This is a genomic window from Stenotrophomonas sp. ZAC14D1_NAIMI4_1, assembly GCF_003086775.1.
Taxonomy (GTDB): domain Bacteria; phylum Pseudomonadota; class Gammaproteobacteria; order Xanthomonadales; family Xanthomonadaceae; genus Stenotrophomonas.
In genome coordinates this window covers 2,747,386-2,760,519 of sequence record NZ_CP026001.1, presented here as the reverse complement: position 1 = coordinate 2,760,519, position 13,134 = coordinate 2,747,386, and the positions used below count along the sequence as shown (strand labels likewise).

Below are 13,134 nucleotides of genomic sequence, written 5' to 3'. Positions count from 1 at the left end.
CACCGCAAATGAATGACAGCAGGCCCGCATGGCAACGTGCGGGCCTGCTGCGTTCTGTCACCCGGCCTGGTGCAGGTAGTACTCCACGGGCACCACCAGTTCCTGCGGCGCGTTCATCTCATCAGGAATGGGCGGCAGCGGTTGTGCGCGGCGGAAGGTCTGCAGCGCGGCTTCATCCAGCAGTGGCTGGCCGCTGGACTGCTCCAGGCGCAGGGCAAGCAGGCTGCCTGTGCGGTCCAGGCTGACCCGTACCCAGGCCGTGCCCTGCTGGCGCCGTGCGCGCGCGGTGGCGGGGTAGAAGCGATAGCGTTGCAGTCGCGCCATCAGCCGGGCCTCCCACTGGTCGCTGGCGGCGCCGGCCTGCAGGTCCGCAGGAGGGGCGTCCGGTGTGGGCGGTGCGGCGGCGACCGAGGCCGTGGCCGGCGCGGCGTTGGTGCTTGCGGCAGGCGGGGCAACCAGCAGCGGCTGGCGTCCGCTGCCGCCGGTTTCGCTGGCTGCGCGTTCGCCTTCGCGCGCAGCCGTGGGCAACGGCGGCGGTGGCGCTTTGCTGGGCTGCGGCGCACTGGCCTGCTGCGCCGGGCGGGGCGTATCGGCGTGGCGCTCCTCCACCGGCTGCGGCGGCGCGGCCGGTGCCAGCAGGCGCAGGCTGATGCGCATGTCCTGCTCCGGCGGCGGCAGTGCCGCCGGGGTCACCACCCAGTGCACGAGCAGCAACAGCGGCAACAGGTGCAGGCCGACGCTGATGGCGACGGCCTGCCAGTGGCCGCTGCGCTCACTCATCGGCGGTCACCCACAGCAGATCGGCGTCGCCAACGTCGAGGGCTTCGCCCGGTGCGGCCAAGGCGATCACCAGCGCCGGCGTGGCCGGCGGCAGGTAGCCGGGCACGCCGGTACCACGCAGCACGTGCCAGCGGCCGGCGACCAGCAGGGCGGGTGCGGGCGACGTTGCCAGTACCTGGGCCATGCGCGTGTCGCGTGCCTGCTGCACGGCAAGCATGCCCTCCAGCATCGGCGCGGCCCCGGCATGCTGGGCCAGCACGACTGCTGACAACCGCTGGCGCGCGTCGGCTACCGGGAAGCGGACCGGCTCAGTCGATGCCAGCAGCGCATCGACTTCGGCACGCGACAGGTTGCCGCCGTGCAGGGCAATGCCTGCAGCGCAGGCGTCCTGCACCAGGCCGCCATAGGCCTGCCAGGGCCAGCGGCTGTCCCAGCCCAGCAGTTCCTGCAGGCGGCTGCCGTCGGCCCGGTTGCCCTTGGCCAGCCAGCGTTGCACGCGCTGCAGGCGCGCCTGGCGTTCCTGCGCGATCATCTCCAGCACCAGCGCGCCCTGCGGCCGCTGCCGCTGCAGGGCCGCGAGCAGCCAGCGCTGCGCGGCGTGGTCGGCCTCGACATCGTGGCGCTCGCCCAGCAGCACGCGCTGCGCCCCGGCCACGCGCTGCGTGAAGCCCGCCTCATCCAGCGCCTGCCCAGTGGCCAGGTCGATGACGCGTCCCGGCATCGGCTGCGCCCCGGCCATGCCTGCCAGTGCGAGCAGGCACAGCAGCAGCCAGCGGCGCTCAGAACGCCACATTGATGCCCATCGAGACCGTCCGTCCACGGCCGTTGCCGCGATCCAGGATCGGGCTGAAGATGCTGTCGATCGAGGCATTGTTGTCATAGGCTTTGTTCTGCAGGTTTTCGATGTTCAGCCACAGCGTGGTATTGGCCTGGGGCTTGAAGCTGGCGTAGAAATCCAGCAGCACGCCGGTGCCGCCGGTCTTGCGGGTCTGGAAGAAGTCGTAGCCTTCCTCGGTGGGGCCGGAGTACTCGGCACGCACGCCGGCCTGCACGCGCTGCTGCCACCAGCTGCCACCCACGTCCAGCGTCCAGTAGCGGTCGGGCAGGGCGGTGATGTCTTCCAGGTTGACGTATTCGATGGTGGGCGCGCTGGTGTGCGACCGTGTCCAGCTCAACGTGGCGTGGTAGTGCTCGCTGGCGTAGTGGGCTTCCAGTTCGATGCCACGCATGCGCACGATGCCGGGCTGGTTCATCCAGCGGGTGGTGGTGGTGAAGTCATCGGCATCGAGCACGTCGGTCCAGGCGCTCAACTGCTCGTCGCTGTCGATGGCCACCACCAGCGGCGCCACTTCCGGCGGATGCACCACCAGCAGGTATTGCGGCTTGATGTAGTCGCGGATGCGGTTGTCGAAGCGGGTGACCCGCAGCTGGGCCAGGTCGCCGTCGACCAGCAGCGAGTCGGTACTGAGGTTGGCGCCGAACTGCAGGTTGCGCGAACGCTCGCGGCGCAGGAACGGGTTGGCGCCCACGCCATCGGCGTCGCTCATGCCTTCCAGCGGGATCTTCTCGAAGAACATCTCCTGCACGCGCGGCGCGCGCGAGGTGCGCGAGGCTTCAACGAACAGCTGCAGCCAGTCGGTGGCCTGCACCGAGAACGCGAGGCTGGGGCTGAGCGCATGCTGGGTGCGGCGCACGTCGATGTCGCCGCCGCCGATGTCCGCACACTGGCCCGGCACATCCGAACAGACCGGGATGTGGCCGCTGATGCCATACCGTTCCTGGCGCAGGCCAGCGGTCAATGCGTAGCGGTCATGCTGCAGTTCAAGCGTGCTGAACACGCTGTCCAGCTGGCTGCGGCCCTGCGGGTTGGCGCCGCGCAGGGTGGGGGTGTCGGCCACGAAGATGTCCGACTGGTGCTTGACGCCGGTGTTCCAGCGCGCCTGCACCGGGCCGATCTCGAAGCGGCTGGTGTTGTCTGCGGTCCAGCTGCTCAGGCTGCTGTGCGTGCGTCGGCCGATGTAGCTGGAATCCTCCACCGGCGGGTAATACAGATGCGTCTTGTTGCCGGCGAAGGTGACGCGCACGTCCAGCCACGGCGTGTAGGGCGTGTAGTGGTAACTGGCGCGCTGGTTGCGCGCGGAAATCTGCCACGGGTAGTTGTGGTAGAAGTCGTTTTCATAGTGCATGTGGCTCAGGTCCAGCCGGTGCTGGTCGCTGGGCTGCAGGCGCGCCTTCAGCAGCCAGCTGCTGGGTTGCTGGCTGGCCGGGTCGGCGCTGTTCTTCTGTCCATTGGCGGTTGCGTATTCGCCGCTGCGGCTGCTGCTGGCCGCTGCCAGCAGGCCGAACTGGCGGTCGCCGCCGTCCTCGCTGTGGCGCCATGCGCCGGCGAACGTGCGGCCATCGCCGTAGCCGTTGTTGCCGTGGCGGTAACCGGCGCGCAGGCCCCAGTCGCGGCCTTCGGCCAGCAGGTCGTCGATGTCCAGCGTGCGGAAGTTGGCACTGCCGGCCAGCGTGCCGGCGCCGTCAGCACCGGCCACCGCGCCGCGCTGCACGTCAACGCCGGCCAGCAGGAACGGATCGACATAGGCGAACGGACCGCCGGAGCCATGCCCGGCGTTGTTGCGGAAGGTCTGGGTCACGCCGTCGATCATGGTGTTGACCCGGCCGGCGCCGGTCATGCCGCGGATGTTGACCTGCAGCCCCGGCTGGCTGCGCGAGTGGAAGCTGTGGCTGCCGGGCATCGAGCGCAGCAGGCTGTTGCCGTCCTGGCGTTCGGCCATGGCAACGCGCTCGCTGCCGACCTTGGGGGTGAAGCCGTCGGCGAGGGGGGCGACGTACTGGCTGGTGCCGGCACCGGCAGCCGGCCCGCGCGAGGTGTCGCTCTGCACGCGCAGCGGACCGGTACGGCGGCTGCCGTCGTCGCGCTGGGGCGGCGCTGGTTCCAGGGTGGCATGACGGGCGTCGATGAAGCGCGGCCGCAGGGGGCTGCCGGCCAGCAGGCGGGTCAGCGCCTGGGCGTCATCGAAGTCACCCTGCAGGGCGGGGGCCACATGGCCAGCGGGGAGTGCGGTGGCCATCACCAGATCCACGCCCGTGAGGCGGCTGTAGGCATCCAGTGCCTGGGCCAGCGGCTGCGCGGGCAGATCGTAGTGGCGTGTCGCTGCCTGTGCGCGGGCAGGTGCAGGCAGCAGTGGCAGGGCGCCGGCACACGCCAGCGAGAGGGCAAGAACGAGGGGGCGGTGGTACAGCATCGAAGGCTCCAGGGGATGACGCAGGGCGTCGTTCACCTGGGTAGACGCGGCGGCAGGGCCGATGTCAGGGTGCATCGCGCGGTTCGTCGTGCGGCGCCACCCAGACCTGCACGTCACCGGGCAGGCGCAGCACGCGCACGTGCAGCTGCGTGGCCAGCTGGTCACGGCTTTCGGCAGCGCCATCGGCATTGCCGAGCAGGGTCACCGGTTGCTGGCGGAGTGCGGGGCCGATGATCCAGGTGTGGCCGCCGTGCCAGGCATCCAGCCCCTGTGCGACCTTGGCCAGCGGTGCCGAGACCCAGTGCAGGCGTCGCTCGCGCCAGGCCAGTGCGCCGCTTTCCATCTCTGTGGCTGCGCTCGTGCCGTTGCCATCGAAGCGCATCTGCTGGCCTTCCTCAGCCTCGGCGTGGCCCGGGCCGCTGTCCACCCGTACCGTGTGCTCGGTGACGGCGACCCTGCTGGCGTGCTCGCCCACGGCGACATCGAAGGCGGTGCCCAGCGCGGTCACGGTGCCGTGGGGTGTGTGCACCTGGAAGGGCCTGCCGGTGTCGGTGGCGACCTTGAACCAGGCCTGGCCGTGCTGCAGCTGCAGCTGGCGACGCGTGCCATCGATGCGCACGTGGATCTCGCTGCCGGGCGCAAGCTGCAGGTGCGAGCCATCGGGCAGGATTTCGTCACGGATCTGTCCGGCGGCCGTGCGTACCACCTGCGCGGCGGGTGGGGTCACATGGCGGCTGTACAGGCCCAGCGCACACAGCAGCAGGACCGCGATACCGGCGTCGCGCACGCGGCGACGCTGCCGCCGCTGCTGCTGCCGCTGCATGCTGGGCAGGCCCGTGCCGGCCTGCCAGAGCGCCTGCAGGTGCTGGTACTGCGCGGCGTGGCGCGGGTCGGCCGCATACCAGCGGGCGAAGGCGTTCTCGTCGCGGTGGCCGTCGTGGCCATCCAGCCACCAGCGGGCGGCTTCCTGGGCAATGGCGTCGTGGCTCACGCCTGCGGTACCTGCTGCACGGCGACCAGTGCACGCAGCAGGTGGCCGTGCGCGGTCTGCCGGGTGATGCCAAGCAGGCGCCCAATCTCGGCCAGCCCCATCTGCTCCACCCGTGCCAGCAGGAAGACCTGGCGTGACCGCGCCGGCAGGGCGGCGATGATCGCGTCGAGATGGCGCAGCTGCTCGGCATCGAGCAGGCGCTGTTCGGGCAGTGGTGCGGGGTCGGCGATGGCCAGCAGCTGGGCGTCGTCCAACGTTTCTTCGTGACGGCGCGTGCGCTGCCGGTAGTGGTCGGCGATCAGGTTGTGGGCGACGCGGTACAGGTAGGCGCGGCCGTTGCCCAGCAGTCCGCTGGCCGCGACCTTGATGACGCGCAGCCAGGTTTCCTGGACGACGTCATCGGCGTCGCTGCGTTGCGGGAGTTTGCGGCGGACGTGGGCATGCAGCGGCCGGTAATGGGCTGCGCACAGATGCGCGACATCCGTCGGTTCGACAGGCGTGGACACAAGGCGGGCGGGGGCAGTGTGGAGGAACAGCCCGCGGCGGCAAGGGCAGCGGCTGCACCTTACAGTAAAGGAGAATCATTTGCATCATCGCGATCCGGCCTGGTGCGGCCGGGCGCCCGGTCAGGGGCTGCGGCTGACGCTTCGCAGCTGCAGCAGCAGGCGGTGCGCCGGGAACGTGCGCAGCGTCGGGTGCCGGGATCGATAGTAGGCGTTCCAGTAGCTCGCTGCGCGTTGGATGCAGCGGTCCACGAAGGCCGGGTTCGCTCGGACCAGGGGCAGGTAGGCAGCCAGGCCGATCTGCTGCGCCTGCTGTTCGACGGCTACGGCGATCTCCTCGACGTACTCGCCGAGCAGCGCAAGATGGAAGGCCAGGACCCACGGTGCCGATGCCGCGCCCAGCGTTTCAAGCGCGTGCTGGCGCAGATGGCCGTCCGGGTGGCGCGTCGCCAGGCAGAGGCACAGCAGGCGCGCGTCGCCCTGCAGCGAGGAGGCGAGGCGCATCAGGCGTGTGCCATCGGCATAGAGGCGGCAGGGGAAGCGCAGCGCTTCTTCGTCGAGTCGGATCTGGTGCTGGGCAAGGTTCGGGTGGGGCGTTGCCTCGATGCGGCGCAGGCGGTGCTGCAGATCCGTGGCGATGTCGCGCAGATGGGCGGGTACGTCGAGCATCGGTCGAGTATCGCCGCCCCTGACGGCCGGGCCAATGGCCAGGCCGTTCAGAGCGGCCGGTACTGGATCTGTGCCGCCAGCACGCGCAGGCCATCGGCGCCACTGGACAGGATGCGCTCCTCGCCCACGCCCTTCAGGCGCTGCAGCTGGAAACCGTCTTCGGCCGGCAGGCGGGCGGCGAGCGCGTCCAGATGCTGCAGGGCGCTTGGGCCCTCACAGTCGAACTGGCCCCAGTACTGGCCGTGGCGGTGGATGGTCAGGCGGTAGTGCATCACGGGGTCTCCGGCAGGTGCTGCAACCACTGCGCGAACATGGCGTTGGCCGCAGCGGCCAGCGGCGCGCCATAGCGACGGGCCTGCGCGCGCAGGTCGTTGGGGTCGATGCCGGCCTGGGCCAGTTCGAGGGTGTGGCCGATCAGCCAGCGCTCGAACTGGCGCGCATCCAGTTCCGGATGGCATTGCAGGGCAAGGGCATGGAGGCCGACCGCGAAGGCCTGGTGGCGGCAGGCCGGCGTGCTGGCCAGGCGCTGCGCGCCCTCGGGCAGCTCGAAGGCTTCGCCGTGCCAGTGCAGCACCGGGATGCCCTGCAGGGCGTGCAACGGCGAGCGTTGGCCGTCTTCGGTCAGCAGCAGCGGGGCAAAGCCGATTTCCTTGCCGCCACTGGCCGCAACCGTGGCGCCCAAGGCGCGCGCCATCAACTGCGCGCCCAGGCAGATGCCCAGTGTCGGTCGCTGCTGCTGCAGGCGGCGTTGCAGCAGGGCGATGCTGTCGGCCACGAACGGGTAGAGGGCCGTGTCATTGGCGCTGATCGGGCCGCCAAGCACGACCAGCAGGTCCGCGTGTTCGGCGGGCTCCAGCGGATCGACGCCGGCCTGCAGCACCTGCACGGTCCAGCCCTGCGCGTGCAGCAGGGGCTGCAGCGTGCCCAGGTCTTCGAAGGCAACGTGCTGCAGCACGACGGCGTGCCTGCCGGCAGCGGTCGTCATGCGGGTTCCCCGGCGCTGGGCCAGTAGAAGCTGTCCGGTGTCGCGCGCGCGCCGAAGATCGCCTGGCCGACGCGGACCACGGTGGCACCTTCTTCGATGGCGACCTCGAAATCACCGGACATGCCCATCGACAGCTGCGACAGGTCGATGCCTGCCGGTGCGGTCTGCTGCAGCTGGTCGCGCAGCTCGCGCAGGCGCACGAAGCAGGCGCGTACGCGTTCGATCTCGGGGGTGAAGATGGCCAGGGTCATCAGCCCGCGCACGCGCAGGCGGTCGAAGGCGGGCAGCTGCTGTACGAAGGCCGCGACGGCATCCGGTTCCAGGCCGTACTTGCTGGGTTCGGCCGAGGTGTTCACCTGCACGAACACATCCAGGACGCGGTCTTCCAGCTGCAGCCGTTGCTGCAGGGCCTCGGCCACGCGCAGGCTGTCCAGTGCCTGGAATTCGCTGGCGAAGCGGGCGACATAGCGGGCTTTGTTGGTCTGCAGGTGGCCGATGACCGACCAGTGCACGCCGAGGTCGGCCATCGACTCGGCCTTGCGCTGGGCTTCCTGCACCTTGTTCTCGCCCAGCGCGTGGCAACCGGCGGCCACGGCCATGCGGATGCGGGCTTCGTCGACGGTCTTGCTGACCGGCAGCAGGCGCACGCTGGCCGGGTCGCGGCCGGCGCGGCTGCAGGCCGTGGCGATGCGTTGGCGCACGGTGACCAGGTTGGCAGCGATCTGTTCGACGGACTGGGCGACGGGCCAGTCGGCGGCGGCAAGGGGCATGGGGGACCTCCAGTGCGGGTGGCCAGGGTGGGATACACTGGCACAGGACAAGGCTTATTTTGGCATAGGACAAAATGAAAATCACCGGGCGTAGCGCCGAGGCCATCTTCGACAGCATCCGTGAGGGGATCGGCAGTGGCCAGCTGGCGGCGGGCAGCGTGCTGCCGCCGGTGCGTGAACTGGCCGAGCGGTTGGGCGTGAACCGCAATACCGTGGCGGCCGCCTACAAGCGGCTGGACGGTGCCGGCCTGGCCAGCACTGCCGGCCGCCGCGGCACGGTGGTGCGCGGGCCGGCACAGGCCATGGCCCGTGAGGGCAGCGCGCCAGGCCTGGCCCTGCGCGACCTGGCCGGCGGCAACCCGGACCCGCGCCTGCTGCCGGCGTTGCGCCTGCAGGCTGCTGCCCCCCGGCTGTACGGGGCGGACACGGTGGATGCGCGGATGCAGCGCCTGGCCCGTGCCTCGCTGGACCCGCATTGTCCGGCCGGCTATGCGCTGGAACTCACCCATGGTGCGGTGGATGGCATCGAGCGCCTGCTGGCGGCGTGGCTGCTGCCGGGCGACCGTATCGCCGTGGAGGATCCGTGCTTCCTCGGCAGCCTGAACGTGCTGGCGGCGGGCGGGCATGCGGTGCTGCCGGTAGCGGTGGACGCGCACGGCATGCAGGTGGAGGCGCTGCGCGCTGCGCTGGAGGCTGGTGCACGGGCGGTGCTGCTGACCCCGCGCGCACACAACCCCACCGGCGCCAGCCTGGATGCGAAACGGGCGCGGGCGCTGCGCCAGCTGCTGGCGGGCTACCCGCAGGTGGCGGTACTGATCGACGATCACTATGCGCTGCTTTCGCAGCAGCCCTACCACTCGGTGCTGCCGGCCGATGACCGCCGCTGGGCGCTGCTGCGTTCGCTGTCCAAGGCGCTGGGGCCGGATCTGCGCCTGGCGTGGCTGGGCTGCGACGCCGCCACCGCCAGCCGTCTGCGCCTGCGCCTGGCTGCCGGTACGGGCTGGGTCAGCCATCTGCTGCAGGATGCGGCCAGTGCCGTGCTGGAATCGGCACCGCAGCGGGCGAAGATCACGGCGGCGGGCGAGCGGTACCAGCAGCGGTTGCAGTCGCTGCAGGCACAGCTGCGCGAACGCGGGATGCAGACGCCGCTGTCGATGGAGGGGCTGAACCTGTGGCTGCCACTGCTGGATGACAGCCACGCGCAGGTGCTGGCACTGGCGGCCCGCGGCTGGCATGTGCGCGGGGGTGAAGTGTTTGCGGTGGCGGCGCCGGCACATGGGCTGCGCATCACCTGCGCGGCGCTGGGGACGACCGAGCTGCGCAGGCTGGCCGATGACCTGGTGGCGGTGTGCGGCTTGTAGCGTCGAGCTTGCTCGACTTCGTTTGGATTGTAGAGTCGAGCTTGCTCGACTGGCTTCTGCCAACAGAAGTCGAGCATGGCTCGACTCTACAGAAGCGGAAGTCGAGCAAGCTCGACTCTACAGAAACATTTCCGGGCGATCAGGGCGCGGCATTGGCGCCCGGCCGCACGTAGTAGGTCTGGCCGGTGTCGTCCAGGAACACCAGTTCCGGCTTGCCCTGCCACGAGGTGAGCATGGCGCCGGTGTTGTTCTGGTGGCGCACCATCAGGCTGGCACCGCGATCGGGGTTGGCCACGACCTTGAATACTTCAGTGGTGCCACTGGCATCGTCCAGGGTCAGCAGCGCTTCGCCACCTCGGTCGCTGGTGCCATAGGCGCCGCGTTCGGAACCGTCCGGCCCGAGCAGGATCATGCCCGACAGTGCGGTGGCACGCGGGCTCTGCGGTTTGCCCTTGCTGAGCGGGTCGGGCACGGGAGCGCCGAGGATGACGCGCGCCTGGCCCTTCTCATCGTGGATGACCAGGCCACGGGCTTCGATCACCCGTTGTGGCGATTGGCTGTGATGCAGGTTCCAGGCGGTCCAGCCGGAAACGAGCAGGGCGAGGGTCGAAACCCCCAGCGTGGTCAGCATCAGTGCGCGGGCCATCGTTCGTCCTTCCTTGGATGTGCCGACGATAGCGGATGCAAAAGCGGATGGGTAGGGCCACGCGATCAATGGAAATCGCGGCTGTGGCTGCGCAGGCCCTGCAGCAGTTCGTCCAGGCACAGCATGCGCTGCACGATCACGTGCTGCACGCCATCGACGCGTTCCAGGCGGCCGTCGATCTGCATCAGCTGGGTATCGACCAGCACGCGGTGCTGTCGGTCGGCCACGTGCCGCCAGACCACGGCGTTGACCATGCCGGTCTCATCTTCCAGCGTGAGGAACGTGACCCCGCTGGCGGTCTGCGGGCGCTGCCGCATGCGTACCAGCCCGGCGATGCGGACGCGGCGGCCATGGCCGTGGCCGCCCAGCTGTGCAGCGTCCAGGCACCCGCGGCTGCGCAGTTGCGCGCGCAGGAAACTGATCGGGTGGCGGCCGAGCGTGGTGCCGGTGCTGCGGTAATCGGCCTGCATGTCTTCCCACGCACTGGGCAGCGGCAGCGCCACGCGTGCCTCGGCGGTGGCACGGGCCTGGTCGAACAGCGGCAGCCGGTTTTCCACGCCGGAAATATCCCAGCGCGCACGATGGCGATGCCCGCTGAGCCCGCGCAGCGCGCCGGCGTCTGCCAGCAGCCCCTGCTGGCGGCGGTCCAGCCCGGTGCGCTGGCACAGGTCGCCGACATCGTCGAATGGGCGCCGCGCGCGCTCGCGCATGAGCGCCTGCACGGCGGTTTCGCTGCAGCCATCGACCAGGCGCAGGCCAAGCCGGATCGCCGCCGGGCCCTTGCTGAAATCCAGGGTGCAGTCCCAGTCGCTGTGGCGCACGTCCACCGGCAGCACCGTGATGCCATGCCGGCGCGCGTCCTGCAGCAGCTGGTCGGGGCTGTAGAAGCCCAGCGGCTGGCTGTTGATGAGGCTGGCGGTGAACGCAGCCGGGTGGTGACACTTCAGCCAGCAGCTGTTGTAGGTCAGCAGGGCAAAACTGGCGGCATGACTTTCCGGGAACCCGTAATCGCCGAACCCCTTGATCTGCTCGAACAGGTGTTCGCCGTAGTCGAGGCTGAAGCCGTTCTTCAGCATGCCGGCCAGCAGCTTTTCGCGATGGGGCTCCAGTCCGCCGCGGCGCTTCCATGCGGCCATCGAACGGCGCAGGGCATCGGCCTCGCCCGGGGTATAGCCGGCCGCCTCCACCGCCAGCTGCATCACCTGCTCCTGGAACAGCGGCACGCCCAGGGTGCGCGCGAACACGCGTTCCAGCTGCGGCGGATAGAGTGGGTTTTCCGGGTCGTTCAATGCCTCGGGACCCTGTTCACGCAGGATCCTTCGCCGCTCCAGGTAGGGGTGCACCATGTCGCCCTGGATGGGGCCAGGGCGCACGATCGCCACTTCGATCACCAGGTCGTAGAAAGTACGCGGCTGCATGCGCGGCAGCATGGCCATCTGCGCGCGCGATTCGATCTGGAATACGCCGATGGTGTCGGCGGCGCAGATCATGTCGTAGGTCTGCTCGTCCTTGGGGGGAATCGCATCCATGCGCCCTGCGTGCAGGCCGTGCTGCTGCAGCATCGCCAGGCACTTGCGGATGGCGGTGAGCATGCCCAGCGCCAGGCAGTCGACCTTCATCAGGCCGGTGGCATCGAGGTCATCCTTGTCCCACTGGATGACGGTGCGCCCGGCCATGGCCGCGTTTTCCACCGGTACGAGGGTGGACAGCGGGTGTTCGGAAATGACGAAGCCACCCGGGTGCTGCGACAGGTGGCGGGGGAAATCGATCAGCTCTTCGGTGAGTGACAGCAGCCGCCGCATCAGCGGCGTGTCCGGATCGAAGCCGCGTTCGCGCAGGGTGTCCGGCAGCGGGATGTTGCCGCCCCAATGATCCATCGCTGCGCCCAGCTCGTTCACCTGGTCCATCGGCAGGCCGAGCGCACGGGCGACATCGCGGATCGCGCTGCGGCCGCGGTAGCTGATCGCCACGGCGGTCAGCGCGGCGCGCTCGCGGCCATAGCGGTTGAACACGTACTGCAGCACTTCCTCGCGGCGCTCGTGTTCGAAATCGATGTCGATATCCGGCGGCTCATCACGTTCATCGGAAATGAAACGCTCGAACAGCAGGTTGCTGCGCGCCGGGTCGATCTCGGTGACGCCCAGCACGAAGCACACCGCCGAATTGGCCGCCGAGCCGCGGCCCTGGCAGAGGATCTTCTGCTCGCGGGCGAAGCGGACGATGTCCTGCACGGTGAGGAAGTAGGAGGCGTAGTTCTTCTTGGCGATCAAGGCCAGTTCGTGCTCGATCTGCTTGCGTTGCGCCGGCTGGATGCCCCACGGCCAGCGCTCGGGAATCCCCTTTTCCACCAGCGCACGCAGCCAGCTGTCCGGGGTCTCCCCTTCGGGCACCAGTTCGCGCGGGTAGGTGTACTGCAACTGGTCCAGGGTGAAGTGGCAGCGCTCGGCGATGCGCAGGGTCTCGGCCAGCAGTTCGGGCGGGTACAGCCTGGCCAGGGCGCTGCGCGGGCGCAGGTGGCGCTCGCCATTGGGAAACAGCCGCCAGCCGGCTTCGGCCACGCTGCAGCGGTGGCGGATCGCGGTCAGCGTGTCCTGCAGGGCGCGGCGGCGGCGCACGTGCATGTGCACATCGCCGCTGGCCACCAGTGGCAACGCGTGGCGTTCGCCGAAGGCCTGCAGCTGCTGCAGGCGGCGCACATCGTCGTGTTCGTGGTGCAGTTCCACCGCCAGCCACAGGCGGTCGTGGAAGGCGGTGCGCAGCGTCAGCAGGTGGCTGGCATCGGGCTGCCGGTCCAGCCACAGGCACAGCAGGCCCCCGGCCAGGCCGTGCAGGTCTTCGCGCAGGCAGCGGTATTCGCCCTTGCCTGCGCGCCGCCGGCAGGTGGTGATCAGCTGGCACAGGCCGGCATAGGCATCCTGGTCGGTGCACAGCAGGGCGATCTTCGGCCCGTCCTCGACCTGGAATTCGGCGCCTACGACCAGCGCCACGCCGTGCGTCTTCGCCGCCTGCCAGGCCCGCACGATGCCGGCCAGCGAACACTCATCGGTGATCGCAACGGCGCGGTAGCCCTGGCCGGCGGCGCGCGCGAACAGCTCGTCGGCGGTGGACGCGCCGCGCTGGAAACTGAAGGCCGACAGGCAGTGCAGTTCGGCATAGGCAGGGGAGGCGGCGTGCATGG

The 13,134-nt window shown here is 69.8% G+C and carries 12 protein-coding genes; 1 reads left to right on the top strand and 11 read right to left on the bottom strand.

All coding sequences use genetic code 11. The features are described 5' to 3' along the window. Positions 1-57: 57 nt before the first annotated feature. The 9 genes from C1927_RS12755 to C1927_RS12715 all read right to left on the bottom strand — a co-directional run bounded on the left by C1927_RS12755 (position 58) and on the right by C1927_RS12715 (position 7,949). Positions 58-780 (bottom strand): energy transducer TonB, encoded by a 723-nt coding sequence (locus C1927_RS12755; protein WP_108746895.1) that lies wholly within the window; start codon positions 778-780, stop codon positions 58-60. Further along, positions 773-1,573: a ChaN family lipoprotein gene (locus C1927_RS12750; RefSeq protein WP_108746894.1), complete on the bottom strand. Its 801-nt coding sequence runs from the start codon at positions 1,571-1,573 to the stop codon at positions 773-775. The genes C1927_RS12755 and C1927_RS12750 overlap by 8 nt, the downstream gene beginning before the upstream one ends. Next, positions 1,560-4,031 carry a TonB-dependent receptor gene (locus C1927_RS12745; RefSeq protein ID WP_108746893.1) on the bottom strand — a complete coding sequence of 824 codons (2,472 nt, stop codon included), beginning with the start codon at positions 4,029-4,031 and terminating at the stop codon, positions 1,560-1,562. Before C1927_RS12745 ends, C1927_RS12750 begins: the two co-directional genes overlap by 14 nt. 64 nt (positions 4,032-4,095) lie before the next feature. Continuing rightward, positions 4,096-5,022: a FecR domain-containing protein gene (locus C1927_RS12740; RefSeq protein ID WP_108746892.1), complete on the bottom strand. Its 927-nt coding sequence runs from the start codon at positions 5,020-5,022 to the stop codon at positions 4,096-4,098. Continuing rightward, a complete protein-coding gene (locus C1927_RS12735) occupies positions 5,019-5,528 on the bottom strand; it encodes an RNA polymerase sigma factor (protein ID WP_108746891.1) in 510 nt (169 codons plus the stop codon). The genes C1927_RS12740 and C1927_RS12735 overlap by 4 nt, the downstream gene beginning before the upstream one ends. 120 nt (positions 5,529-5,648) lie before the next feature. Next, complete coding sequence (locus C1927_RS12730; RefSeq protein WP_108746890.1) at positions 5,649-6,194, bottom strand: hypothetical protein; 546 nt, start codon at positions 6,192-6,194, stop codon at positions 5,649-5,651. A gap of 47 nt (positions 6,195-6,241) precedes the next feature. Continuing rightward, complete coding sequence (locus C1927_RS12725) at positions 6,242-6,466, bottom strand: hypothetical protein (RefSeq protein ID WP_079222258.1); 225 nt, start codon at positions 6,464-6,466, stop codon at positions 6,242-6,244. Beyond that, a complete protein-coding gene (locus tag C1927_RS12720) occupies positions 6,466-7,179 on the bottom strand; it encodes a glutamine amidotransferase (RefSeq protein ID WP_108746889.1) in 714 nt (237 codons plus the stop codon). The genes C1927_RS12725 and C1927_RS12720 overlap by 1 nt, the downstream gene beginning before the upstream one ends. Continuing rightward, positions 7,176-7,949, bottom strand: coding sequence for a YggS family pyridoxal phosphate-dependent enzyme (locus tag C1927_RS12715; protein WP_108746888.1), 774 nt, complete (start codon positions 7,947-7,949; stop codon positions 7,176-7,178). Before C1927_RS12715 ends, C1927_RS12720 begins: the two co-directional genes overlap by 4 nt. Before the next feature lie 74 nt (positions 7,950-8,023). On the opposite strand from C1927_RS12715, the gene ptsJ reads away from it, so the two are divergent. Continuing rightward, a complete protein-coding gene (gene ptsJ, locus C1927_RS12710; RefSeq protein ID WP_108746887.1) occupies positions 8,024-9,310 on the top strand; it encodes a transcriptional regulator PtsJ in 1,287 nt (428 codons plus the stop codon). Positions 9,311-9,449: 139 nt separating this feature from the next. Here the strand turns inward: ptsJ and C1927_RS12705 are convergent, their stop codons facing one another. Both C1927_RS12705 and C1927_RS12700 read right to left on the bottom strand, forming a co-directional pair. Then, entirely contained in the window at positions 9,450-9,956 is a 507-nt protein-coding gene (locus C1927_RS12705; RefSeq protein ID WP_108746886.1) for a hypothetical protein, read from the bottom strand. Between the two features lie 65 nt (positions 9,957-10,021). Next, entirely contained in the window at positions 10,022-13,132 is a 3,111-nt protein-coding gene (locus C1927_RS12700) for an error-prone DNA polymerase (protein WP_108746885.1), read from the bottom strand. Between the last annotated feature and the right edge of the window lie 2 nt (positions 13,133-13,134).

Bases quoted from the DNA above. Each gene is read 5' to 3' on its own strand.
- ptsJ (WP_108746887.1), top strand. From the start codon at position 8,024: ATGAAAATCACCGGGCGTAGCGCCGAGGCCATCTTCGACAGCATCCGT.
- C1927_RS12725 (WP_079222258.1), bottom strand. From the start codon at position 6,466: ATGCACTACCGCCTGACCATCCACCGCCACGGCCAGTACTGGGGCCAG.
- C1927_RS12715 (WP_108746888.1), bottom strand. From the start codon at position 7,949: ATGCCCCTTGCCGCCGCCGACTGGCCCGTCGCCCAGTCCGTCGAACAG.
- C1927_RS12720 (WP_108746889.1), bottom strand. From the start codon at position 7,179: ATGACGACCGCTGCCGGCAGGCACGCCGTCGTGCTGCAGCACGTTGCC.
- C1927_RS12750 (WP_108746894.1), bottom strand. From the start codon at position 1,573: ATGTGGCGTTCTGAGCGCCGCTGGCTGCTGCTGTGCCTGCTCGCACTG.
- C1927_RS12700 (WP_108746885.1), bottom strand. From the start codon at position 13,132: ATGCACGCCGCCTCCCCTGCCTATGCCGAACTGCACTGCCTGTCGGCC.
- C1927_RS12730 (WP_108746890.1), bottom strand. From the start codon at position 6,194: ATGCTCGACGTACCCGCCCATCTGCGCGACATCGCCACGGATCTGCAG.
- C1927_RS12745 (WP_108746893.1), bottom strand. From the start codon at position 4,031: ATGCTGTACCACCGCCCCCTCGTTCTTGCCCTCTCGCTGGCGTGTGCC.
- C1927_RS12755 (WP_108746895.1), bottom strand. From the start codon at position 780: ATGAGTGAGCGCAGCGGCCACTGGCAGGCCGTCGCCATCAGCGTCGGC.
- C1927_RS12705 (WP_108746886.1), bottom strand. From the start codon at position 9,956: ATGGCCCGCGCACTGATGCTGACCACGCTGGGGGTTTCGACCCTCGCC.